The organism is Pseudomonas sp. rhizo66 (assembly GCF_031931925.1).
In the GTDB taxonomy this organism is placed as follows: Bacteria; Pseudomonadota; Gammaproteobacteria; order Pseudomonadales; family Pseudomonadaceae; genus Aquipseudomonas.
Window position 1 is genome coordinate 81,689 of the sequence record NZ_JAUJWZ010000003.1, and the last position, 20,428, is coordinate 102,116.

21 protein-coding genes are annotated in these 20,428 nt (G+C 59.4%); 12 read left to right on the forward strand and 9 right to left on the reverse strand.

Annotated features, from left to right (window positions below):
* The first annotated feature begins 211 nt into the window (after positions 1-211).
* The 3 genes from mprF to QZR14_RS04650 all read left to right on the forward strand — a co-directional run bounded on the left by mprF (position 212) and on the right by QZR14_RS04650 (position 4,923).
* On the forward strand, positions 212-2,851 hold the full coding sequence (mprF, locus tag QZR14_RS04640; protein WP_311996002.1) for a bifunctional lysylphosphatidylglycerol flippase/synthetase MprF: 2,640 nt from the start codon (positions 212-214) through the stop codon (positions 2,849-2,851).
* The gene (locus QZR14_RS04645) at positions 2,851-4,146 is read left to right on the forward strand and encodes a virulence factor family protein (RefSeq protein ID WP_311996003.1); all 1,296 of its coding nucleotides are present in this window, start codon (positions 2,851-2,853) and stop codon (positions 4,144-4,146) included. The genes mprF and QZR14_RS04645 overlap by 1 nt, the downstream gene beginning before the upstream one ends.
* Positions 4,147-4,611: 465 nt before the next feature.
* Positions 4,612-4,923, forward strand: a complete 312-nt coding sequence (locus QZR14_RS04650; protein ID WP_250603211.1) for a DUF3077 domain-containing protein — start codon at positions 4,612-4,614, stop codon at positions 4,921-4,923.
* 76 nt (positions 4,924-4,999) lie between these two features.
* On the opposite strand, the gene QZR14_RS04655 is transcribed toward QZR14_RS04650, so the two are convergent.
* The 3 genes from QZR14_RS04655 to QZR14_RS04665 all read right to left on the reverse strand — a co-directional run bounded on the left by QZR14_RS04655 (position 5,000) and on the right by QZR14_RS04665 (position 7,607).
* Positions 5,000-5,287 (reverse strand): type II toxin-antitoxin system RelE family toxin, encoded by a 288-nt coding sequence (locus QZR14_RS04655; protein WP_250603209.1) that lies wholly within the window; start codon positions 5,285-5,287, stop codon positions 5,000-5,002.
* An 11-nt stretch (positions 5,288-5,298) separates the two neighbouring features.
* The gene (locus QZR14_RS04660; protein ID WP_064393110.1) at positions 5,299-5,589 is read right to left on the reverse strand and encodes a Phd-YefM; all 291 of its coding nucleotides are present in this window, start codon (positions 5,587-5,589) and stop codon (positions 5,299-5,301) included.
* 176 nt (positions 5,590-5,765) lie between these two features.
* Positions 5,766-7,607: a potassium transporter Kup gene (locus QZR14_RS04665; RefSeq protein WP_442967381.1), complete on the reverse strand. Its 1,842-nt coding sequence runs from the start codon at positions 7,605-7,607 to the stop codon at positions 5,766-5,768.
* A 350-nt stretch (positions 7,608-7,957) separates the two neighbouring features.
* Between QZR14_RS04665 and rimO the strand changes: the two genes are divergently transcribed.
* From rimO to tsaA, 6 genes are all read left to right on the forward strand, one after another.
* Positions 7,958-9,295: a 30S ribosomal protein S12 methylthiotransferase RimO gene (gene rimO / locus QZR14_RS04670; protein WP_311996005.1), complete on the forward strand. Its 1,338-nt coding sequence runs from the start codon at positions 7,958-7,960 to the stop codon at positions 9,293-9,295.
* A 547-nt stretch (positions 9,296-9,842) separates the two neighbouring features.
* Positions 9,843-10,316 carry a GNAT family N-acetyltransferase gene (locus QZR14_RS04675; protein ID WP_311996006.1) on the forward strand — a complete coding sequence of 158 codons (474 nt, stop codon included), beginning with the start codon at positions 9,843-9,845 and terminating at the stop codon, positions 10,314-10,316.
* A 188-nt stretch (positions 10,317-10,504) separates the two neighbouring features.
* Positions 10,505-11,215: an rRNA pseudouridine synthase gene (locus tag QZR14_RS04680; protein ID WP_250603201.1), complete on the forward strand. Its 711-nt coding sequence runs from the start codon at positions 10,505-10,507 to the stop codon at positions 11,213-11,215.
* Between the two features lie 70 nt (positions 11,216-11,285).
* Positions 11,286-11,756 carry a DUF1456 family protein gene (locus tag QZR14_RS04685; RefSeq protein ID WP_250603199.1) on the forward strand — a complete coding sequence of 157 codons (471 nt, stop codon included), beginning with the start codon at positions 11,286-11,288 and terminating at the stop codon, positions 11,754-11,756.
* Positions 11,757-11,885: 129 nt separating this feature from the next.
* Complete coding sequence (locus QZR14_RS04690; RefSeq protein ID WP_123452171.1) at positions 11,886-12,656, forward strand: SDR family oxidoreductase; 771 nt, start codon at positions 11,886-11,888, stop codon at positions 12,654-12,656.
* A gap of 181 nt (positions 12,657-12,837) precedes the next feature.
* Positions 12,838-13,536, forward strand: coding sequence for a tRNA (N6-threonylcarbamoyladenosine(37)-N6)-methyltransferase TrmO (tsaA, locus tag QZR14_RS04695; protein WP_311996007.1), 699 nt, complete (start codon positions 12,838-12,840; stop codon positions 13,534-13,536).
* Between the two features lie 185 nt (positions 13,537-13,721).
* Here tsaA and fpr read toward each other — a convergent pair whose 3' ends face one another.
* Positions 13,722-14,501: a ferredoxin-NADP reductase gene (gene fpr / locus QZR14_RS04700; protein WP_007908723.1), complete on the reverse strand. Its 780-nt coding sequence runs from the start codon at positions 14,499-14,501 to the stop codon at positions 13,722-13,724.
* Positions 14,502-14,634: 133 nt separating this feature from the next.
* Here fpr and QZR14_RS04705 point away from each other — a divergent pair, with 133 nt between their 5' ends.
* Complete coding sequence (locus QZR14_RS04705) at positions 14,635-15,561, forward strand: LysR family transcriptional regulator (protein WP_038358063.1); 927 nt, start codon at positions 14,635-14,637, stop codon at positions 15,559-15,561.
* Here QZR14_RS04705 and QZR14_RS04710 read toward each other — a convergent pair.
* The 3 genes from QZR14_RS04710 to QZR14_RS04720 all read right to left on the reverse strand — a co-directional run bounded on the left by QZR14_RS04710 (position 15,558) and on the right by QZR14_RS04720 (position 17,619).
* A complete protein-coding gene (locus tag QZR14_RS04710) occupies positions 15,558-15,920 on the reverse strand; it encodes a diacylglycerol kinase (protein WP_003222276.1) in 363 nt (120 codons plus the stop codon). The two genes, QZR14_RS04705 and QZR14_RS04710, sit on opposite strands and share 4 nt — an antisense overlap.
* 75 nt (positions 15,921-15,995) lie before the next feature.
* Positions 15,996-16,646, reverse strand: a complete 651-nt coding sequence (gene erdR / locus QZR14_RS04715; RefSeq protein WP_250603195.1) for a response regulator transcription factor ErdR — start codon at positions 16,644-16,646, stop codon at positions 15,996-15,998.
* A 223-nt stretch (positions 16,647-16,869) separates the two neighbouring features.
* On the reverse strand, positions 16,870-17,619 hold the full coding sequence (locus QZR14_RS04720) for a tRNA-uridine aminocarboxypropyltransferase (RefSeq protein ID WP_311996008.1): 750 nt from the start codon (positions 17,617-17,619) through the stop codon (positions 16,870-16,872).
* A gap of 186 nt (positions 17,620-17,805) precedes the next feature.
* On the opposite strand from QZR14_RS04720, the gene QZR14_RS04725 reads away from it, so the two are divergent.
* On the forward strand, positions 17,806-18,231 hold the full coding sequence (locus QZR14_RS04725) for a PA3611 family quorum-sensing-regulated virulence factor (protein WP_007908738.1): 426 nt from the start codon (positions 17,806-17,808) through the stop codon (positions 18,229-18,231).
* Here QZR14_RS04725 and QZR14_RS04730 read toward each other — a convergent pair whose 3' ends face one another.
* On the reverse strand, positions 18,232-18,426 hold the full coding sequence (locus QZR14_RS04730) for a hypothetical protein (RefSeq protein WP_077571372.1): 195 nt from the start codon (positions 18,424-18,426) through the stop codon (positions 18,232-18,234). It abuts the gene before it with no gap.
* A 351-nt stretch (positions 18,427-18,777) separates the two neighbouring features.
* Here QZR14_RS04730 and QZR14_RS04735 point away from each other — a divergent pair, with 351 nt between their 5' ends.
* Positions 18,778-19,896 (forward strand): TIGR00730 family Rossman fold protein, encoded by a 1,119-nt coding sequence (locus tag QZR14_RS04735; RefSeq protein ID WP_250603191.1) that lies wholly within the window; start codon positions 18,778-18,780, stop codon positions 19,894-19,896.
* Between the two features lie 55 nt (positions 19,897-19,951).
* On the opposite strand, the gene recX is transcribed toward QZR14_RS04735, so the two are convergent.
* Positions 19,952-20,422 carry a recombination regulator RecX gene (gene recX / locus QZR14_RS04740; RefSeq protein WP_095112456.1) on the reverse strand — a complete coding sequence of 157 codons (471 nt, stop codon included), beginning with the start codon at positions 20,420-20,422 and terminating at the stop codon, positions 19,952-19,954.
* Between the last annotated feature and the right edge of the window lie 6 nt (positions 20,423-20,428).

Here is a 20,428-nt window from a genome sequence, read left to right on the forward strand (position 1 = left end):
TGATCTGTCACTGTGCAGTGAACCGCTTGGGATCTTCAGAGGTGCCGACTTGCGACTATGCTTGAGTCGCATGCAAGACCTCTGCAATCCAGGAACTGCCCTCGCCGATACCCGGTGAGAGGCGTAGTATTTTGTGATTATTTTTTTCTACAGGGATTGGTAACTTGGCTGGATACCTCCATCCTGTCGCGCACAATCCAAGAGGTGATTGATGCGCGCCAACTCGTCTGATCCACAAGACACCGTCACAGCGGAACACCCGATCAAACCCGAGCGCCTGCGCTTGCTGGATCGGTTAAGCAAATACCGTCAGCCCATCGGGCTGGGGGTTACCTTGCTATTGTTCGCCATTGCGCTGATTGCCTGTCGTCATCTGCTCGCCGAACTCGATCTCGATGCCTTGCACGACTCGATTCTCGACGTGCCGAAACCCGCCCTCCTCGGTGCGTTCGGCGCGACGGTGGTCGGCTTCATTATCCTGCTCGGCTACGAATGGTCGGCCAGCCGCTATGCCGGCGTAACCTTGCCGCCGCGCACCTTGGCCCTGGGCGGCTTCACCGCGTTTGCGATCGGCAATGCAATCGGTCTGTCGCTGCTGTCCGGCGGCTCGGTACGCTACCGTTTATATGCACGACTGGGGCTAGGAGCGTCGGAAGTCGCGCACATGACCTTGTTCGCCAGTCTGTCGCTGGGTTGCGCCTTGCCGCCGCTGGCTGCACTGGCCACGCTGAGCGACCTGCCTGCGGCATCCCAGGCACTGGGCTTGTCCGAAGGGTTGCTCGGCACGGTCGCCGCTATCGTGCTGTTGCTAGGCGCAGTACTGGCTATCGGCATCTACCGTCGGCGCCTGCCGGAACAACCGTTGCGCGACAACCTGCTGGTCAGGGTGGGCCGCCGCACCCTGCGCCTGCCGGGTCGCCGCCTGACCTTCCTGCAACTGGTCATCACCGCGCTCGACGTTGCCGCTGCCGCCACTGTTCTCTATCTGTTGCTACCGGAAGCGCCGCCGTTTGGTGCTTTCCTGCTGGTGTACCTGTTGGCGCTGGCTGCCGGCGTACTCAGCCATGTGCCCGGCGGTGTCGGTGTGTTCGAAGCGATCCTGCTGGCCGCTTTCGCTGACAAGCTCGGCGCCGCGCCCCTGGCAGCCGCGCTGCTGCTGTATCGCCTGATCTACGTGGTGCTGCCGCTGTTGGTTGCCTGCGTATTGCTGCTGATCAACGAAGGCCAACGCCTGTTTCAGACCCAGACCATGCGCGCGGCATCCGGTCTGGCAGCACCGATTCTGGCAGTGCTGGTGTTCCTCTCCGGTGTGGTGCTGCTGTTTTCCGGCGCGACTCCCGAGATCGACACACGCTTGGAGCACATCGGTTTTCTGATCCCGCATCGTCTGGTCGACGCCTCGCACTTCGGCGCCAGCCTGATCGGCGTACTCTGCCTGATGCTGGCTCAGGGCCTGCGCCGGCGCCTGTCGGCCGCGTGGATGCTCACCACCATTCTGCTGCTGGTCGGCGCCCTGCTCTCGCTGCTCAAAGGTTTCGACTGGGAAGAAGCGACGCTGATGACCCTCACCGCAGCATTGCTCGGTGTGTTCCGTCGCTCGTTCTATCGTCCGAGCCGCCTGACCGAACTGCCGTTCTCGCCGCTGTATCTGGTGGCCAGTCTCTGCGTGCTGGGCGCTTCGACGTGGCTGCTGCTGTTCGCCTATCAGGACGTACCGTACAGCCATCAACTGTGGTGGCAGTTCACCCTCGACGCTGACGCCCCGCGTGGCCTGCGCTCGCTGCTCGGTGCCGCCGTGCTGTTGCTGGTGATCGCACTGACCTGGCTGTTGCGCACCGCGCGCCCGGTCATTCACCTGCCGACGCCTGACGAGCTCGATCGCTCGGCGAAGATTCTGATGGCGTCGTCGCAACCCGACGGTGGCCTCGCGCTGACCGGTGACAAGGCGTTGCTGTTTCACCAGAACGACGAAGCATTCCTGATGTACGCACGCCGTGGCCGCAGCCTGGTGGCCCTGTACGACCCGATCGGCCCCGGCCAGCAACGCGCCGAGATGATCTGGCAGTTCCGCGACCTCTGCGACATTCACCACGCCCGCCCGGTCTTCTATCAAGTGCGCGCGGAGAACCTGCCGTACTACATGGACATCGGCCTGACCGCGATCAAACTCGGCGAAGAAGCCCGGGTCGATCTGCATCGCTTTGACCTGGAAGCCAAGGGCAAAGAGATGAAGGACCTGCGCTACACCTGGAACCGTGGCACCCGCGACGGCTTGTCGCTGGAAATCCATGAGCCCGGTCAGGCGCCGATGGACGAGCTGAAAGTGATTTCCGATGCGTGGCTAACCGGCAAGAACGTGCGTGAGAAAGGTTTCTCCCTCGGCCGTTTCAGTGACGATTACCTGAAGCATTTCCGCATCGCGGTGATTCGCTTCGAAGGGCGCCCGGTGGCATTCGCCAACCTGCTCGAGACTTACAGCCACAACCTGGCGAGCCTCGATCTGATGCGTTCGCACCCGGATGCCCCCAAGCTGACCATGGAATTCATGATGGTCGGCCTGATTCAACACTATAAGAGTCACGGATACGCGCGCTTCAGCCTGGGCATGGTGCCGTTGTCGGGGTTGCAACCCCGGCGTGGTGCACCGCTGACCCAGCGTCTGGGCTCGATGGTCTTCCGCCGTGGTGAGCAGTTGTACAACTTCCAAGGCTTGCGCCGCTTCAAAGACAAGTTCCAGCCTGACTGGGAACCCCGTTATATGGCCGTGCCCGCCGGACTCGATCCGTTGGTGGCGCTGGCCGACACTGCTGCCCTGATCGCGGGCGGCTTGACTGGATTGGTGAAACGCTGATGATTCAACGCTCCCTGAAGTACATCCTGGCCGCACTGATCGTGCTGGCCGTGATTGCCGGCGGCGGTTTCTGGTACCTCAAACGTCCGGCACCGGAACCGACGCTCGAACCTATTACGGCGGCAGACGGCACCGTTTTGACCCGCATCATCCCCGGCACCAAGCCCAAGGCGCAGGTGCTGATCGCCGTTAATGACGACCAAAAGCTCAGTGAAAAACAACTGACCACCCTGAGCCGCAGCGCTTCGGCGCAGATCGTTCAGGTGATTCTGCCCAAGGACTGCCTGCTGCAAAGCCGTGCCCTGCAAACCGGTCTGCGCGAACTGAACGGCCCGGCCACGCTGGTCAGCGGTATCGGCCCCGGCGCGGTACTGGCCTGGCGCTGGTTGTCCGAGCAAAAAGACGACAAGGCCCAAGCCGTCTCCGTTGACCTCGCCCTGGAAAAGGGTGGCTGCACCCACCTGCTGCCGAAATCCGCCGCCCACGGCCACTGGCTGGTGGCTTGGAACGACAACCCGGACGACGCCAGCGCAGGTTTCGTGCGCGATCAACCGAACGCCGAAACCAGCATCAGCGACTACGACATCAACCTGCCGCAAGTGCTCAACAACGAACTGCGCAAGATCCTCGTTGGCGGCGACAAGGCCAACGGCGGTCTGGCCATCCCGGTGGTGGAAGTGCCGGCCGGCCAAGCGAAAGACACCGTGACCCTGTTCCTCTCCGGTGACGGCGGCTGGCGCGACCTCGACCGCGACGTGGCCGGTGAAATGGCCAAGATCGGCTACCCGGTGGTCGGCATCGACACCCTTCGCTACTACTGGCAGCACAAGAGCCCGGAGCAGAGCGCGCTGGACCTGACCGAACTGATGCAGCACTACCGGCAGAAATGGGGCACCAAGCGCTTCATCCTGACCGGTTACTCGTTCGGTGCTGACGTCCTGCCGGCGATCTACAACCGCCTGCCGGACACCGAGCAGCAACGCGTCGACGCCATCATCCTGCTGGCCTTCGCCCGCACCGGCAGCTTCGAAATCGAAGTCGAAGGCTGGCTGGGCAATGCCGGCAAAGAAGCCGCCACCGGCCCGGAAATGGCCAAGCTGCCACCCGCCAAGGTTGTGTGCATCTATGGTGAAGAAGAGACGGATGAAAGCGGCTGCACGGACAAGACTGCGGTGGGCGAAGCGGTGAAGCTGCCTGGTGGCCACCACTTCGACGAGAACTACCCGGCGCTGGCCAAGCGTCTGGTGGATTTGATCGAAAAGCGTCAGAGCAAGGACTCGGTTGCCGAAGAGTGATCTGAGCCGCGCCCACAAAAAGCCCCCGCAACTTCACAGTCACGGGGGCTTTTTACATCTCGGACGATGACCCCACTCCTACAAGGAATTGCGTGTCCGGCGTTTAGTTTCGTTTACTTCCAGTCTTGCAATATCGGATGACGCCCACAGACCTTGTAGGCAAACTCCGAAACTCGTGTTTGGACGCTCTGCCGCTCTATTGCGCTGTTTTTTGACGGGATACTCTCCAGACGTCGCTGACCCATTCAGCGATCGGGCTTGGTAACCCGGTGGAATAAGGCGCAACAGCGCACCCGACACGACTCAGGCGTATTACACGTCTGTGCCCCTGTGTTATGGCAGCTGTGTGTGGGACGCTTTCGAGCGTGCCGGTTTCCTTGGTTCCCCGGTTTACCAACCTGCGCACAGCTGCCACCCATTCGCTTGGTATCGGATGCGGCAGCTCTCGAAATCAAGGGAACTGACATGAACAATCAATCTGATCTTAAAACCATCGGCTTCACCCCCTTCCTCTACAACTCCGATCAAGCGTTCTTCAGCGTTCGCTCCGGCATCCCGATCATCGATGCCTTGTCGCAATCCTCCGACCTGCTGTACCTCGCAAAATCCTTCGCCGAAGATGCGGCCTTCATCAGAGACACCGACCGCCATGCCTGGGCTGCGCATTACCTCACACTCATGGGCAAGGCTTTGCTTGATGATGTGATTCAGACACTGACTCCTCGTCCTCCGCGAACAAAGGCTGAATCTGAATTAGATGCACCCGAGAGCATGTAAAAGCGCAGGCACAAAAAAGCCCCCGCCAGTTGAAAAACCGGCGAGGGCTATCTTTTAATTGGGTTCGACACATTGATCAGATTCGACGCTCGGCGGCGTCGTAAACCTCTTCATCTCGCCGCACCCCAACGGCGACGATCAACACCTGAATCGCCCTGCCATTGACCCGATAAACAATGCGCGTGTCGCCCGTGCGAATCCTGCGACATCCGGCAAGGCTGGATCTGAGCGGTTTTCCAGACTTGTCTGGCTCACCATTAATAATCCGCTCTTCAATGACATCAAGAATCCGGTTGGCTGCCGCAGATCCCAGTTGATCCAGATCCCCTTGGACTTCCGGATGATAAATCACTCCCCAAACCATCCAGCACTCCTTTAGTCCTTCCTGGCATACCGGGCCCGCATATCGTCATGGCTGACCGCCTGGGCCGGATCAAAATTGATCAATCTCTCCCGGGCTGCCGCTTCGATGCGCAGATTCTCGAGTTCATCCAGCATCTCTTGATAGGCCTGCACATTGATGATGACAGCGGCCGGTTGATTGTCTTTGAAGATAACCAAACGCTCCGTTGCACGACTGGAGATTTCCTTGAGCTTCGCACTGAAGCTCCTGACCATGGCAGTGACGGAAATTGCCTGGTCAGCACGTTCTAGTAATGCCGTCATAACTACCTCTCACTCACTTGCTGATTAGCACAATAATGCACAGAGTATTGCGTTGAATTAAACACAGTGCAACCTCCTGTTTCCAGCCACCGACCAAATACCCGCTCGACCAGACGCCCACAAAAAAGCCCCCGCCAGCCACTAGGCCGACGGGGGCTTTTCATTTGAGGTCAGGCTTACATCTCCACCTGCGTCCCCAACTCAATCACCCGGTTCAACGGCAAATTAAAGAACCGCAAATTGCCATTGGCATTCTTCAACATGAACGCAAACAACGCCTCACGCCAACGCGCCATGCCCTCAAGTTTCGAGGCAATCACCGTTTCGCGGCTGAGGAAGTACGTGGTGCGCATCGGGCTGAAGTCCAGATCATCCAGATGACACAGCTTCAGCGCCTGCGGCACATCCGGCTCGTCGGTGAAGCCGAAGTGCAGGATCACCCGGAAGAAGCCTTCGCCGTGGGCCTCGACTTCGAAGCGTCGCGATGGCGGTACACGCGGGATGTCTTCGTAGACCACGGTCAGCAACACCACTTGCTCATGCAACACCTGGTTATGCAGCAGGTTGTGCAACAGGGCATGCGGCACGGCGTCGGAGCGCGCGGTGAGGAACACCGCGGTGCCCTGCACGCGGTGCGGTGGCTGCACGCGGATACTGCTGATGAAGATCGGCAGCGGCAGCGCGCCTTCGTCGAGGCGATCGACCAGCAGCTCCTTGCCGCGTTTCCAGGTGGTCATCAGGATGAACAGCACGATCCCCGCCAGTACCGGGAACGCACCGCCCTGAATGATCTTCGGCACGTTGGCCGCGAAGAACAGGCCATCGACCAGCAGGAAGCCAATCAGAATAGGCACCGCCAACAGCGGCGGCCATTTCCACAACAGCAGAATCACTGCCGACACCAATATGCTGGTGATCAGCATCGTGCCGGTCACCGCCACACCGTAAGCCGACGCCAGCGCGCCCGAGGATTCGAAGCCAATGACCAACAGGATCACGCCGACCATCAGCGCCCAGTTCACCGCACCGATGTAAATCTGGCCCTGTTCGGCACTGGAAGTGTGCTGTATGTGCATGCGCGGAATGTAGCCAAGCTGGATGGCCTGACGGGTCAACGAGAACGCGCCGGAAATCACCGCCTGCGAAGCAATGACCGTGGCCAGGGTCGCCAGTACCACCAGTGGCACGAGTGCCCAGTTCGGCGCCAGCAGGTAGAACGGGTTACGCGCCGCTTCCGGGTTTTCCAGCAGCAACGCGCCCTGACCGAAGTAGTTCAACACCAAGGCCGGCAGCACCAGAATCAGCCAGGCGCGGGCAATCGGCTTGCGGCCGAAGTGGCCCATGTCGGCGTACAAGGCTTCGGCGCCGGTCAGTGCCAGCACCACCGCGCCGAGAATCGCCACGCCCATGCCCGGATGTACGATGAAGAAACGCACCCCCCAAATCGGGTTCAGCGCGCTCAATACTTCCGGGTGTTTAAGAATTCCGCTGATACCCAAACCGCCCAGTACCAGGAACCACGCCACCATCACCGGGCCAAACAGCTTGCCAATGCGATCGGTACCGTGTTTCTGGATCAGGAACAGCGCGACCAGCACCACCAGTGCCATCGGCACCACCCAGCGCTCCAGGCCATCGAACGCCAGCTCCAGACCTTCAACCGCGGACAAGACAGAAATCGCCGGCGTGATCATGCTGTCGCCGTAAAACAGCGCTGCACCGATCAGCCCCAGAATCACCAGCACCGTTTGCAGTTTCGGGTAGCGGCTGGATGCACGCCGCGCCAGAGCGGTCAGCGCCATGATCCCCCCTTCCCCCTGGTTGTCAGCGCGCAGTACGAACAACACGTACTTGATGGTGACGACCCAAATCAGCGACCAGAAAATCAACGACAGAATCCCGAAAACTCCGTCGTGGTTAACCGGCACCCCATAGTGACCAGCGAAAACTTCTTTGAGGGTGTACAACGGGCTTGTGCCGATGTCGCCGTAAACTACCCCGACTGCCGCGACCAGCATGCTCAGCGGTTTTGCAGCCGAATGCTCGGCGCCCGCCGCCTGACTACTTGCCTGACCCATCCAACACTCCTACTTCTCAGAACCGGCTTCTTTGAATGAAGCACTATGCTTTGTGGTGCAGCATGCGCTGTTTTACCTGTTGTTACAGACGTTTTGTTGACTGTAAAAAATTGGTAAAGCTCAACGGCGCGAAGCATAGCGCAGCACTCGTCGTATTTCCCTGCATAAAGCTGGTCAAGTGCGTTGCTCATCGCTAGAATTGCGCACTTTTTGATCAGAGGCGCGCCCTAAGCGCCCGTCCGTCGGCTTTCGCATCAAGAAAGCGATGTCACAAAATACCGAGGTTAGACATGTCCACCACTCCCGCGCCGGCCAATCCAAAGGTTGGCTTTGTATCTCTGGGTTGCCCGAAAGCACTGGTCGACTCCGAGCGCATCCTGACCCAGCTGCGCATGGAAGGCTATGACGTGGTGTCCACCTATCAGGACGCCGACGTCGTGGTGGTCAACACCTGCGGCTTCATCGATTCGGCCAAGGCTGAATCTTTGGAAGTGATCGGCGAAGCGATCAAGGAAAACGGCAAGGTGATCGTCACCGGTTGCATGGGCGTGGAAGAAGGCAATATCCGCGACGTACACCCGAGCGTGCTGGCCGTGACCGGTCCGCAGCAGTACGAGCAAGTGGTCAACGCCGTGCACGAAGTCGTGCCACCGCGTCAGGATCACAACCCGCTGATCGACCTGGTGCCGCCGCAAGGCATCAAGCTGACTCCGCGTCACTACGCCTACCTGAAGATTTCCGAAGGCTGCAACCATAGCTGCAGCTTCTGCATCATCCCGTCGATGCGCGGCAAACTGGTCAGCCGTCCGGTCGGTGATGTGCTCGACGAAGCTCAGCGCCTGGTCAAATCCGGCGTTAAAGAGCTGTTGGTGATCTCGCAAGACACCAGCGCCTACGGCGTTGACGTGAAATACCGCACCGGTTTCTGGAACGGCGCGCCGGTAAAAACCCGCATGACCGAACTCTGCGAAGCGCTGAGCACCCTCGGCGTCTGGGTGCGTCTGCACTACGTTTACCCGTATCCGCACGTTGATGAGCTGATCCCGCTGATGGCCGCCGGCAAGATCCTGCCGTATCTGGACATCCCGTTCCAGCACGCCAGCCCGAAAGTGTTGAAGTCGATGAAACGCCCGGCGTTCGAAGACAAGACCCTGGCGCGCATCAAGAACTGGCGCGAAATCTGCCCGGACCTGATCATCCGTTCGACCTTCATCGTCGGCTTCCCAGGCGAAACCGAAGAAGACTTCCAGTACCTGCTGAACTGGTTGACCGAAGCACAACTCGACCGCGTTGGCTGCTTCCAGTACTCGCCGGTCGATGGCGCGCCTGCCAATGATCTGGACCTGGAAGTGGTGCCGGACGACGTCAAGCAGGACCGCTGGGAGCGCTTCATGGCGCACCAGCAGGCGATCAGCTCGGCGCGTCTGCAGATGCGCATCGGCCGTGAAATCGAAGTGCTGGTAGACGAAGTCGACGAGCAAGGCGCGGTTGGCCGCTGCTTCTTCGATGCACCGGAAATCGATGGCAACGTGTTTATCGACAACGGCAGCAACCTGAAGCCGGGCGATAAGGTCTGGTGCACAGTCACTGATGCTGACGAATATGATCTGTGGGCTGAGCAGATCTGATCTGAAGATCAAAAGCCCCTCACCCTAACCCTCTCCCAGAGGGAGAGGGGACTGATCGAGGTGTTCTTTCGAATTGTGGCGACTTGAAATATCCAGTCGAACGCAGATTTTGAACAGCATGAAGATCAGCTCCCTTCCCCCTCGCCCCCTTGGAGGAGAGGGGACTGATTGAGTTGTTCTTTCGTATTACGGCGACCTGAACGTTCGAGTCGAACTCAGATTTTGAACAGCATGAAGATCAGCCCCCTTCCCCCTCGCCCCCTTGGAGGAGAGGGGACTGATTGAGTTGTTCTTTCGTATTACGGCGACCTGAACGTTCGAGTCGAACTCAGGTTTTGAACAGCACGAAGATCAGCTCCCTTCCCCCTCGCCCCTTGGGGGAGAGGGTTGGGGTGAGGGGGAGAGCTCTTGCTGGCGACAGAAATAGCCAGCCAGACACCGCAACAAATACAAAAAGCCCCGCTCTTTTTACAAGATGCGGGGCTTTTTTACGGCTATCGTTTAGCGGGGGACGGACTCCCTTGAAACGGACAAGAGGCAGACGGGCATGCGTCACCATTCGGTCATCCACACACCGAAACTTAGCGATTATCAGGAACTGACCCGGGTCTGGGAGGCCTCGGTTCGCGCGACCCATGATTTTCTGCCGGACAGCTACATCGAACTGTTGCGCAACCTGGTGCTCACCCGTTATCTGGATGCGGTGATGCTGGTCTGCACCAAAGACGCCAATCAGCGCATCACCGGGTTTGCCGGTGTTGCAGCGGGCAAGATCGAAATGCTGTTCATCGACCCCGCCCATCGCGGCCAGGGATTGGGCAAGAAACTGCTCAACTACGCGATGCAACATTTGAATGCCGATGAACTCGACGTCAACGAACAGAACCCGCAGGCGCTGGGGTTCTACTTCAAGCAGGGTTTCGAGGTGATCGGCCGCTCGGAGGTGGATGGCATGGGCCAGCCGTATCCGCTGCTGCATATGCGCTTGCGCCAGAACCAGCAACGCTCCAGTAACGGCTGACACAACACAAACCCTGTGGGAGCTGGCTTGCCAGCGATGCGGACACTGCGGTGTGCAACAAATACCGAGGTGATGCTATCGCTGGCAAGCCAGCTCCCACAGGGAATACGAATACCGTGTAAATGGAACCGGGCTTAACCGGCGCCACACAGGTACAATGCCCACCCCTTTTTTGTTACGGCCCTGTCATGACTGACCCGATTCGCCTCTCCAAACGCCTCATCGAACTGGTCGGTTGCTCCCGCCGGGAGGCCGAGCTGTTCATCGAGGGCGGCTGGGTCACCGTGGACGGCGAAGTCATTGATGAGCCGCAGTTCAAGGTCGGCGACCAGAAGGTCGAGCTCGACAAGGATGCCAAGGCCACCGCGCCGGAGCCAGTGACCATCCTGCTCAACGCCCCGGCCGGCATGGATGTTGAAACCGCCATGCAGTCGCTCAGCGCAGAGACCCTCAGCGAAGAGCACCGCTACAGCAAGCGCCCGTTGCGCGGGCACTTCCTGCGCCTGACCGCCAGCGCCGACCTGCAGCCCAAGGCCAGCGGCCTGCTGGTGTTCACCCAGGACTGGAAGATCCTGCGCAAGCTCACCGCCGACGCCGCGAAGATCGAGCAGGAATACGTGGTCGAGGTCGAAGGTGACATGGTCGCTCACGGCCTCAACCGCTTGCAGCACGGCCTGACGCACAAGGGCAAGGAACTGCCGCCGGTCAAGGCCAGCTGGCAGAACGAAAACCGTCTGCGCTTCGCCATGAAAAACCCGCAGCCGGGGATCATCGCCCAGTTCTGCGAAGCGGTCGGCCTGAAGGTCGTCGGTATCCGCCGCATCCGTATCGGCGGCGTGTCGATCGGCAAGGTCCCGGTCGGCCAATGGCGCTACCTGTCCGGCAAAGAGAAGTTCTAAGACTTCCACTACCGCCACACATTCCGGCAGCGCGCCCGCGTGCTGCCCACAACGCATCAGGATTACCCACATGGTTCATAACGACGTACTGCGCAGCGTGCGCTACATGCTCGACATCAGCGACAAGAAAGTGGTCGAGATCATCAAACTCGGCGGCCTGGACGTGACCCTCGCTGACGTAGTGACCTGGCTCGACAAGAAAGAAGAAGACGAAGAAGGCTTCGTGCGCTGCCCGGACGAAGTCATCGCGCACTTCCTCGATGGTCTGGTGATCTTCAAGCGCGGCAAGGACGAAAGCCGTCCGCCACAGCCGATCGAAGTGCCGGTGACCAACAACATCATCCTGAAAAAGCTGCGCGTGGCTTTCGAACTGAAAGAAGACGACATGCACGCAATCCTCAAGGCCGCCGAGTTCCCGGTGTCCAAGCCTGAGCTGAGCGCGCTGTTCCGCAAGGTCGGCCACACCAACTACCGCCCGTGCGGCGACCAGTTGCTGCGCAACTTCCTCAAGGGTCTGACCCTGCGCGTTCGCCCGGCCTGATCCCCTTCTGCGGTGGCGACTGATGGTCGCCGCCGCAGCGCATGACCGTTCATTCCCTCCGAAAATAGTGGCTCCGCTTTTCGCGGCTGACGACTAGGGTGTATTGATCCCTAATCCTCAGGACTCGCCATGCACCCGTATTTCTCCCTGCAAGGCCGCACCGCTCTGGTGACCGGCGGCACCCGTGGTATCGGCAAAATGATCGCCAAAGCCTTTGTCGAGGCTGGCGCGCGCGTTTACGTCTGCTCGCGCGACGCCGAAGCCTGCCATCAAACTGCGGCAGAGCTCAGCGCCTTGGGCAAGTGTCACGGCGTGGCGGCGAACCTTGCGACCGAAGAAGGCGTGCAGGAACTGGCCGCGCGCCTGGGCGAGCAGATCACCCATCTGGATATTCTGGTGAACAACGCCGGCACCACGTGGGGCGCGCCGCTGGAAAGTTACCCGGTCAAGGGTTGGGAAAAAGTCATGCAGCTCAACGTGACGTCGGTGTTCAGTTGCATCCAGCAGTTTCTACCGTTGTTGCGCAAAGCGGGTTCGGCGGCGAACCCGGCGCGGATCATCAACATCGGTTCGGTGGCGGGGATTTCTTCGTTTGGCGAGCAGGCGTATGCCTACGGGCCGAGTAAAGCGGCCTTGCATCAGTTATCGCGAATACTGGCACGGGAGCTGGTGAGCCAGCACATCAACGTCAACGTGATTGCGCCGGGGCGCTTTCCGAGCAAGATGACTCAGCATATTGGCAATGATCAGCAGGCATTGGCTGAGGATACGGCGTTGATTCCGATGAAGCGTTGGGGGCGGGAGGAAGAGATGGCGGCGTTGGCGATCAGTCTGGCGAGTACGGCTGGGGCTTACATGACCGGGAATATTATTCCTCTTGATGGTGGCTTCAGCCTCTGAATTGGCGGTGAAGCTATCGCTGGCAAGCCAGTTCCCACAGGTTCTTCGGTGTACACGGTTATGAGAACACTCGAGAACCCTGTGGGAGCTGGCTCGCCAGCGATGGCGCCCGCCCGACCAGCACCAGACTTGAGGTTGGACGGGTTATCATGCCCACCCCGCCCCGCTTCGAATGCAAACCATGACTTACAGCGTCTCCCCCATCGGCTTCGTGCGCTCCTGCTTCAAGGAGAAATTCGCCATCCCCCGCCAACCGCAATTGGCCCCCGCCGCCCGTGGCGTGCTGGAACTGGTGGCGCCGTTCGATCAGGGTGACGCCGTGCAGGGCCTGGAACAGGTCAGCCATGTGTGGCTGCTGTTTCTGTTCCATCAGGCGCTGGAGGACAAACCGCGCCTGAAAGTGCGCCCGCCCCGTTTGGGCGGCAACAAGTCCATGGGCGTGTTCGCCACCCGCGCCACACACCGGCCAAACGGCATCGGTCAATCGGTGGTGAAGCTGGACAAAGTCGAAGCCAATCGGCTGTTCATCTCTGGCATTGACCTGCTCGACGGCACGCCGATTCTCGACATCAAACCCTACGTACCGTACGCCGATATTATCCCCGGCGCCTCCAACAGCATCGCCAGTGCCGCGCCGCAACTGATTGACGTGCAGTGGACGGACGCCGCGTTGAAACAGGCGCACACACACGCTCAGCGCCTTGGCGAGCCGTTGGTCGAGCTGATCGAGCAGTGCCTGGCCCAGGATCCGCGTCCGGCCTACCAAACCCCGGCGCCAGAACGCGAATACGGCGCGCAATTCTGGGATCTGGATGTGCGCTGGCATTACCCGACGCCTGAGCAGATCCGCGTACTCGAAGTCATTCCTGCCACGGTCTGATGCCGCACCCAATGTAGGAGCTGCCGAAGGCTGCGATCTTTTGATCTTTCTTTTTAAGATCAAGATCAAAAGATCGCAGCCTTCGGCAGCTCCTACATGGATTGTGGCCAAGCATGATGGAAATATTTCAGGCATAAAAAAGCCCCCATTGCCTGCATAGGCAATGGGGGCTTTTTAAGAGAGGCTTACTTCTCGACGAATGCACGCTCGATCAGGTAATCACCCGGCTCGCGCATCCGCGCCGAGATCTTCAGGCCGAAGCTGTCGAGTACTTCGCTGGTCTCGTCGAGCATGCTCGGGCTGCCGCAGATCATCGCGCGGTCGTCCTGCGGATTGATCGGTGGCAGACCGATGTCGCTGAACAACTTGCCGCTGCGCATCAGGTCGGTAAGACGGCCCTGATTCTCGAAAGGCTCACGGGTCACGGTTGGGTAGTAGATCAGCTTGTCACGCAGCGCCTCGCCGAAGAACTCGTTCTGCGGCAGGTGCTCGGTGATGAATTCGCGGTAGGCGACTTCGTTGACGTAACGCACACCGTGAACCAGGATCACTTTTTCAAAGCGCTCGTAGGTTTCCGGGTCCTGAATCACGCTCATGAACGGCGCCAGACCAGTGCCAGTGCTCAGCAGGTACAAATGCTTGCCCGGGTTCAGGTCGTCCAGAACCAGAGTGCCGGTAGGCTTCTTCGAGATGATGATCTCGTCGCCTTCCTTCAAGTGCTGCAGCTGCGAGGTCAGCGGGCCGTCCTGCACCTTGATGCTGAAGAACTCCAGATGCTCTTCCCAGTTCGGGCTGGCGATCGAGTAAGCGCGCATAAGCGGGCGGCCGTTGGGCTGTTGCAGGCCGATCATCACGAACTGACCGTTCTCGAAGCGCAGACCCGGATCGCGGGTGCACTTGAAGCTGAACAGAGTGTCGTTCCAGTGATGAACACTGAGGACACGCTCGTGGTTCATGTTGCTCATGTACGTTTGACTCCTGGATATTGGGTCTGCGCTGGCTTTTGAAGGCGACGGTGCGCAATTGCATCGCATTCTAATAGCGACGACAATATCTGTTAACTGGATTATTAAGATAAGGGTTATCGGTTATATCGATATGCGATTTACTCTCCGTCAACTGCAAGTCTTCGTCGCCGTCGCCCAGCAGGAAAGCGTATCCCGTGCTGCGGGTCTGCTCAACCTCTCGCAGTCGGCCGCGAGCACGTCGATCACCGAACTCGAGCGGCAATCCAGCTGCCAGTTGTTCGACCGCGCCGGTAAACGGCTGAGCCTCAACGCCCTCGGCAAACAGCTCTTGCCGCAGGCGGTGGCTCTGCTCGACCAGGCCAAGGAAATCGAAGACCTGCTCAACGGCAAATCCGGTTTCGGCTCGCTGTCGGTGGGCGCCACGCTGACCATCGGCAATTACCTGGCGACCCTGCTGATCGGCAGCTTCATGCAGCGCCACCCGGAAAGTCAGGTAAAGCTGCACGTGCAGAACACTGCCAATATCGTGCAACAAGTCGCCCACTACGAAATTGATCTGGGTCTAATCGAAGGCGATTGCAGCCATCCGGACATCGAAGTGCAGAGCTGGGTCGAAGATGAGTTGGTGGTTTTCTGCGCGCCGCAACATCCGCTGGCCCAACGCGGCTCCGCGACCATGGAAGAACTGACCCACGAGGCATGGATTCTGCGCGAACAGGGTTCCGGCACGCGCCTGACGTTCGATCAGGCCATGCGGCATCATCGCAGCGCGCTGAATATCCGCCTGGAGCTGGAACACACCGAAGCGATAAAACGCGCGGTGGAATCGGGGCTGGGGATTGGCTGCATCTCGCGGCTGGCGCTGCGTGATGCATTCCGCCGTGGCAGTCTGGTGCCGGTGGAGACGCCGGACCTGGACCTGGCGCGGCAGTTCTACTTCATCTGGCACAAGCAGAAGTATCAGACTTCGGCGATGCGCGAGTTTCTCGATCTGTGCCGCGCTTTCACTGCCGGGGTGCAGCGCAGCGACGAGATCGTTTTGCCGACGATTGCTTAAAGCAGAATCACTGCCCACACCAAAGCGATCATGCTCAGTGCGACAAATTGCGCGGCACTGCCCATGTCCTTGGCGTTTTTCGACAGCGGGTGCAGTTCCAGCGAAATGCGGTCGATGGCCGCTTCCACCGCCGAATTCAGCAACTCGACGATCAGCGCCAACAGGCACACAGCAATCAACAGCGCCTGCTCAACGCGGCTGACATTGAGAAAGAACGTCAACGGAATCAGCACGACATTGAGCAGCACCAGTTGGCGGAAGGCCGCTTCACCGGTGAAAGCTGCGCGCAGGCCGTCCAGCGAATAACCCGAAGCATTGAGGATACGTTTCAGGCCGGTCTGGCCCTTGAAAGGTGACATAAAGTAGAAACCAACCGAAAAGGAGTGGGGAAAGCTAGAGCAACAAAAGTCAAAAAAGCGTGAAGATGCCAGCCTTTATTGGCTCGGAATTGACTCAAGTTGTTGCAGCAGTAAAGCCGCTTGCGTGCGGGTGCGCACATTCAGCTTGCGGAAGATCGCCGTGACATGGGCCTTGATGGTCGCTTCCGACACGCTCAGCTCATAGGCAATCTGCTTGTTCAACAGGCCCTCACAGACCATGGTCAACACGCGGAACTGCTGCGGCGTCAGGCTGGCGAGGCCATCGCTGGCGGCTTTGGCTTCGTCGGACACACTGACCGCCTCGAATGCTTGTGGCGGCCAGAACACATCGCCCTCGAGCACTTTGCGCACGGCTTCCTGAATCACGCTGAGGTCGCTGGACTTGGGAATAAAGCCACTGGCGCCGAACTCACGGGATTTGACCATCACCGAAGCTTCTTCCTGCGCCGAAACCATCACCACCGGAATCTGCGGGTACTGTCCGCGAAGCATGACCAGCCCGGAAAAACCGAAAGCGCCGGGCATGTTCAGGTCCAGCAGGACCAGATCCCAGTCAGCCTTTTCGGTCAGACGTGTTTCCAGCTCGGCGATGCTCGCCACCTCCACCAGCCGCACATCCGGGCCAAGGCCCAGCGTCACCGCTTGATGCAGGGCGCTACGAAACAGGGGGTGATCATCGGCAATCAGGATGTCGTATGTGGCCATTTTTCAAATGATCCTGTTTTTGATGGCAGACCCGGTGCATTCCGGCCTGGCCAAAGCAACTCAAGATGCCGCTTGAAAGCGGTATCCACAGGGGCACGTTCAACGCCAATCAACAGCAAACACGGCGTTTCAAACCTTGGCCGCACCCTAATCGGCGCCAAGCATGCCCAGCGAAGACGGGGTGGTCAAGCAGCACGGCCGCCGGCTTGTACAGTATGGGCCACTATTGGGCCAACTCCGGCTGCGGCTTTCGTATATAGGGCAGCAACTCGGCGTGGGCCGGCGTCGATTCATTCATGTCCAGTTGCTGTTTGGCGCCGAGGTAATGCTGGCTGAACACGTCGAAATAGGCGTCCAGCGCCGAGGCGGCGTCGCTGTCACCGGCCAGTTCCAGGCACAGCGCCGCGACTTCGGCAGTGCACAAGTGCTCGCTGCGGGTCGAACGGCGCAAGCGGTAGCGTGAGAGTTTGTCGGGCAGCAGACTGAGAATCGGCAAACGATCGAAATACGGGCTCTTGCGGAAAATCTTTCGTGCCTCGGTCCACGTGGCGTCGAGCAGAATGAACAACGGACGCTTGTTGCTATCGATCGCGACAGTGTTGGTCACTCGCGACGGCTCTACGTATTCGCCGGGAAACACCAGATACGGTTGCCATTGCGGATCATTGAGCAGTGCGAGCATCTGCGGATCGGGCTCGGTACGCGACCAGATAAACGCATGGTTATCGCGCACCACGTCGGCAATCAGCCAACCGGTGTTGCTCGGCTTGAACACTTCCTTGCCGGTCATGATCAGGCACACGCCCGAACGCGTTTCGACGTTCGGCCGCCAGGCGCACAGGCAATGGCTGATGATCACCCGGCAATCGCGGCAACGCTCGGAGCGAAAGCCACGGGCCTGAATCGGCTTGATGCCCTCGTCCTCGCGCTGATCGCGCAAGCGGGCTACGGCGTTGGGGGCATGATGGGTCACGGGCAACGCCTTACGGCAGGAAAACTCGACACGCACAGCACTCGGCAGGGCAATAAAGACCGGCAGTTTACCAGAGCGACGGGCACAAACCTGTACCCTCCCGACCGGCTCCCCTATAATTCGCCGCCACTGAACGCACAGTCACGTGGCTGGTCGAACCACCAGTCACTGAACCAGGAGAGTTTCATGCTGCGCCTTATCGTTCCCACCGCTGCCATTCTGCTGGCGTCGTCCTTCACCGCTCAGGCTGCTTCCCTGAGTGAGCAGAATCTGAACCGCGAGCTGCGCAACGTCGCCGCCCAAAGCAGCGTCGGCACGCCTCGGGCAATCAATGAAGACATTCTTGATCAGGGCTACACCGTTGAAGGCACTCAGTTGATCAACCACCTGAGCGTACAGAAGAGCCACGCCGACAAAATGCGCGCTGACCCTAAAGCTGTGTATTTTCAGTTGGGCGCCTCGGTGTGCAACAACCCGTCGTACCGCAAGCTGATGGCCAAGGGCGCGATCATGCGTTACGACTTCACTGAAGTGAAAACCAACAAGGCGATCGGCTCCGCCAGCTACCAGGAATCGGATTGCCCGAAAGCTGCCCCGGCGAAGAAGAAGTAACTATCGCGAATTGGCGCGCCGCTGTTCATCCTCGGCGCGCAGTTCCGCCAGCAAGGCCTGCAAATAGTGCGAACGGCGCTCGCCACCCGCCAAGCGCCGGCAGCACTCCTCTTCGAGACTGAGCTGATTGGTCTCGGCTGCCGCTTTCAACATTCGATACAGCTGCGTATCGATCTCCAGAATCACTCTGGCCATATGTCTCGCCTCCTTGCCACCTGCAAATCCTTGAATCGCGTGCACCTGACCTACAGTTATTGACCTGAAGCTGTCGTAAGGCGCCTGTATGTTAGTAAATCAGAGCGATTGCAGCTCGGCGCACGTTCGGACGAGCGGTGAAGCAACGTGCGGAAAATCAATAAACGGTTGCCAGCCAAAACTTTACAGCGCAATGATCAAGTCAGCGCAAATGCGCGCCAGGGTCTAGATTCAGAGTATTCCCGATCATTTTTCAACGGCAGGAAAGGAACTGCCGATCGTGTGTTTTTTGCAGCGCGGCCCTGACGCCGCTCGTCAGGGCCATCCGCTCTGTGCAGAAGGAGACGTTGAATGCCTTACCAACCGAATGACTTGCTCAGCCGTCATTTTCAGGAAAGCGGCCCCGACCTCATCAGCAAGGTCGAAGAACAACTCAACCGTGTTTCCCCCAACAGCCCGAATATTCCTATCTACCGCGACATGATCCTGACCGTGCTGCGCATGGCCCAGGAAGACCACAACCGCTGGAACGCCAAGATCACCTTGCAAGCCCTGCGCGAACTGGAGCAGGCCTTTCGGGTGCTGGAGCAGTTCAAGGGCCGACGCAAAGTCACCGTGTTCGGCTCGGCGCGCACGCCGGCCGAACATCCGCTGTATGCCATGGCCCGCGAACTCGGGGCAGCATTGACCCGCTCGGGGATGATGGTCATTACCGGCGCCGGGGGCGGCATCATGGCCGCCGCGCATGAAGGTGCCGGCCGCGATCACAGCCTAGGCTTCAATATCACCCTGCCCTTCGAACAGCACGCCAACCCGACGGTGGGCGGCACCAGCAATCTGTTGCCGTTCCACTTTTTCTTCACGCGAAAACTGTTTTTCGTCAAAGAAGCCGACGCGCTGGTCTTGTGCCCGGGCGGGTTCGGCACACTGGATGAAGCACTGGAAGTACTGACATTGATCCAGACCGGTAAAAGTCCATTGGTGCCGGTGGTGCTGCTGGATGCGCCGGGCGGCACGTTCTGGCAAGGCGCGATGGACTTCATCCGCCAGCAACTGGAGAGCAACCACTACATTTTGCCGACCGACATGAAACTGATGCGACTGGTCTACAGCGTCGACGAGGCGGTGGAGCAGATCAACCAGTTCTACAGCAACTTCCACTCCAGTCGCTGGCTCAAACGACAATTTGTGATCCGCATGAATCACAAGCTCAGCGATCAAGCGCTGGAACACATGCAGGAGGCTTTTGCCGATCTGTGCCTGAGCGATCAGTTTCATCAACACGCCTACGCCGGCGAGGAACACGATGAAGCGCAGTACAGCCATCTGGTGCGGCTTGCCTTCGCCTTCAATGCCCGCACCCACGGGCGCTTGAGGGAGTTGATCGACTACATCAACCTGCCGGAAAACTGGGCCGACTCCAGGCCGCAAACAGCACAACGCAGCCGCGAGCCGTCAAAGGCAATCTGAAGGCAAAAAAAAACGGCCCGCTATTTTCATAGCGGGCCGTTTTTATTGAATCGGTTTAATCGTCCATCCCTCGACCGCTGAACAAGCGGTTGATCATCTCCATCGAGAACCCCCGATACGCCAGGAACCGGCCCTGTTTGGCCCGTTCTTTCGCATCAATCGGTAAATGCCCGGAGAACTTCCGGCGCCACGTCTCCTGCAGTTGTTCCTGCCAACTGATACCGCTTTCGCGCAGGGCGAGTTCTATATCGGCGCGTTGCAAACCGCGTTGACTCAGCTCTTCACGAATCCGCAGAGGGCCATATCCGGAACGGGCGCGGTAGGAAACAAAACTTTCAAGATAACGGGCTTCGGAAAGCAGCCCCTCTTCCGTCAAACGGTCGAGGGCTGTTTCGATCATCTCCGCCTCAGCGCCGCGTTGACGCAGTTTGCGCGTCAGCTCGACTCGACCGTGCTCGCGGCGTGCGAGCAGGTCCATGGCGGTTCGCCGCACCGCGACGAGGGTATCGAGTACGGCGGTGGTCATCGCTGC

Coding starts and splice junctions, on each gene's coding strand:
- mprF (WP_311996002.1), top strand. CDS start 212: ATGCGCGCCAACTCGTCTGATCCACAAGACACCGTCACAGCGGAACAC.
- QZR14_RS04645 (WP_311996003.1), top strand. CDS start 2,851: ATGATTCAACGCTCCCTGAAGTACATCCTGGCCGCACTGATCGTGCTG.
- QZR14_RS04650 (WP_250603211.1), top strand. CDS start 4,612: ATGAACAATCAATCTGATCTTAAAACCATCGGCTTCACCCCCTTCCTC.
- QZR14_RS04655 (WP_250603209.1), bottom strand. CDS start 5,287: ATGGTTTGGGGAGTGATTTATCATCCGGAAGTCCAAGGGGATCTGGAT.
- QZR14_RS04660 (WP_064393110.1), bottom strand. CDS start 5,589: ATGACGGCATTACTAGAACGTGCTGACCAGGCAATTTCCGTCACTGCC.
- QZR14_RS04665 (WP_442967381.1), bottom strand. CDS start 7,607: ATGCTGGTCGCGGCAGTCGGGGTAGTTTACGGCGACATCGGCACAAGC.
- rimO (WP_311996005.1), top strand. CDS start 7,958: ATGTCCACCACTCCCGCGCCGGCCAATCCAAAGGTTGGCTTTGTATCT.
- QZR14_RS04675 (WP_311996006.1), top strand. CDS start 9,843: ATGCGTCACCATTCGGTCATCCACACACCGAAACTTAGCGATTATCAG.
- QZR14_RS04680 (WP_250603201.1), top strand. CDS start 10,505: ATGACTGACCCGATTCGCCTCTCCAAACGCCTCATCGAACTGGTCGGT.
- QZR14_RS04685 (WP_250603199.1), top strand. CDS start 11,286: ATGGTTCATAACGACGTACTGCGCAGCGTGCGCTACATGCTCGACATC.
- QZR14_RS04690 (WP_123452171.1), top strand. CDS start 11,886: ATGCACCCGTATTTCTCCCTGCAAGGCCGCACCGCTCTGGTGACCGGC.
- tsaA (WP_311996007.1), top strand. CDS start 12,838: ATGACTTACAGCGTCTCCCCCATCGGCTTCGTGCGCTCCTGCTTCAAG.
- fpr (WP_007908723.1), bottom strand. CDS start 14,501: ATGAGCAACATGAACCACGAGCGTGTCCTCAGTGTTCATCACTGGAAC.
- QZR14_RS04705 (WP_038358063.1), top strand. CDS start 14,635: ATGCGATTTACTCTCCGTCAACTGCAAGTCTTCGTCGCCGTCGCCCAG.
- QZR14_RS04710 (WP_003222276.1), bottom strand. CDS start 15,920: ATGTCACCTTTCAAGGGCCAGACCGGCCTGAAACGTATCCTCAATGCT.
- erdR (WP_250603195.1), bottom strand. CDS start 16,646: ATGGCCACATACGACATCCTGATTGCCGATGATCACCCCCTGTTTCGT.
- QZR14_RS04725 (WP_007908738.1), top strand. CDS start 17,806: ATGCTGCGCCTTATCGTTCCCACCGCTGCCATTCTGCTGGCGTCGTCC.
- QZR14_RS04730 (WP_077571372.1), bottom strand. CDS start 18,426: ATGGCCAGAGTGATTCTGGAGATCGATACGCAGCTGTATCGAATGTTG.
- QZR14_RS04735 (WP_250603191.1), top strand. CDS start 18,778: ATGCCTTACCAACCGAATGACTTGCTCAGCCGTCATTTTCAGGAAAGC.
- recX (WP_095112456.1), bottom strand. CDS start 20,422: ATGACCACCGCCGTACTCGATACCCTCGTCGCGGTGCGGCGAACCGCC.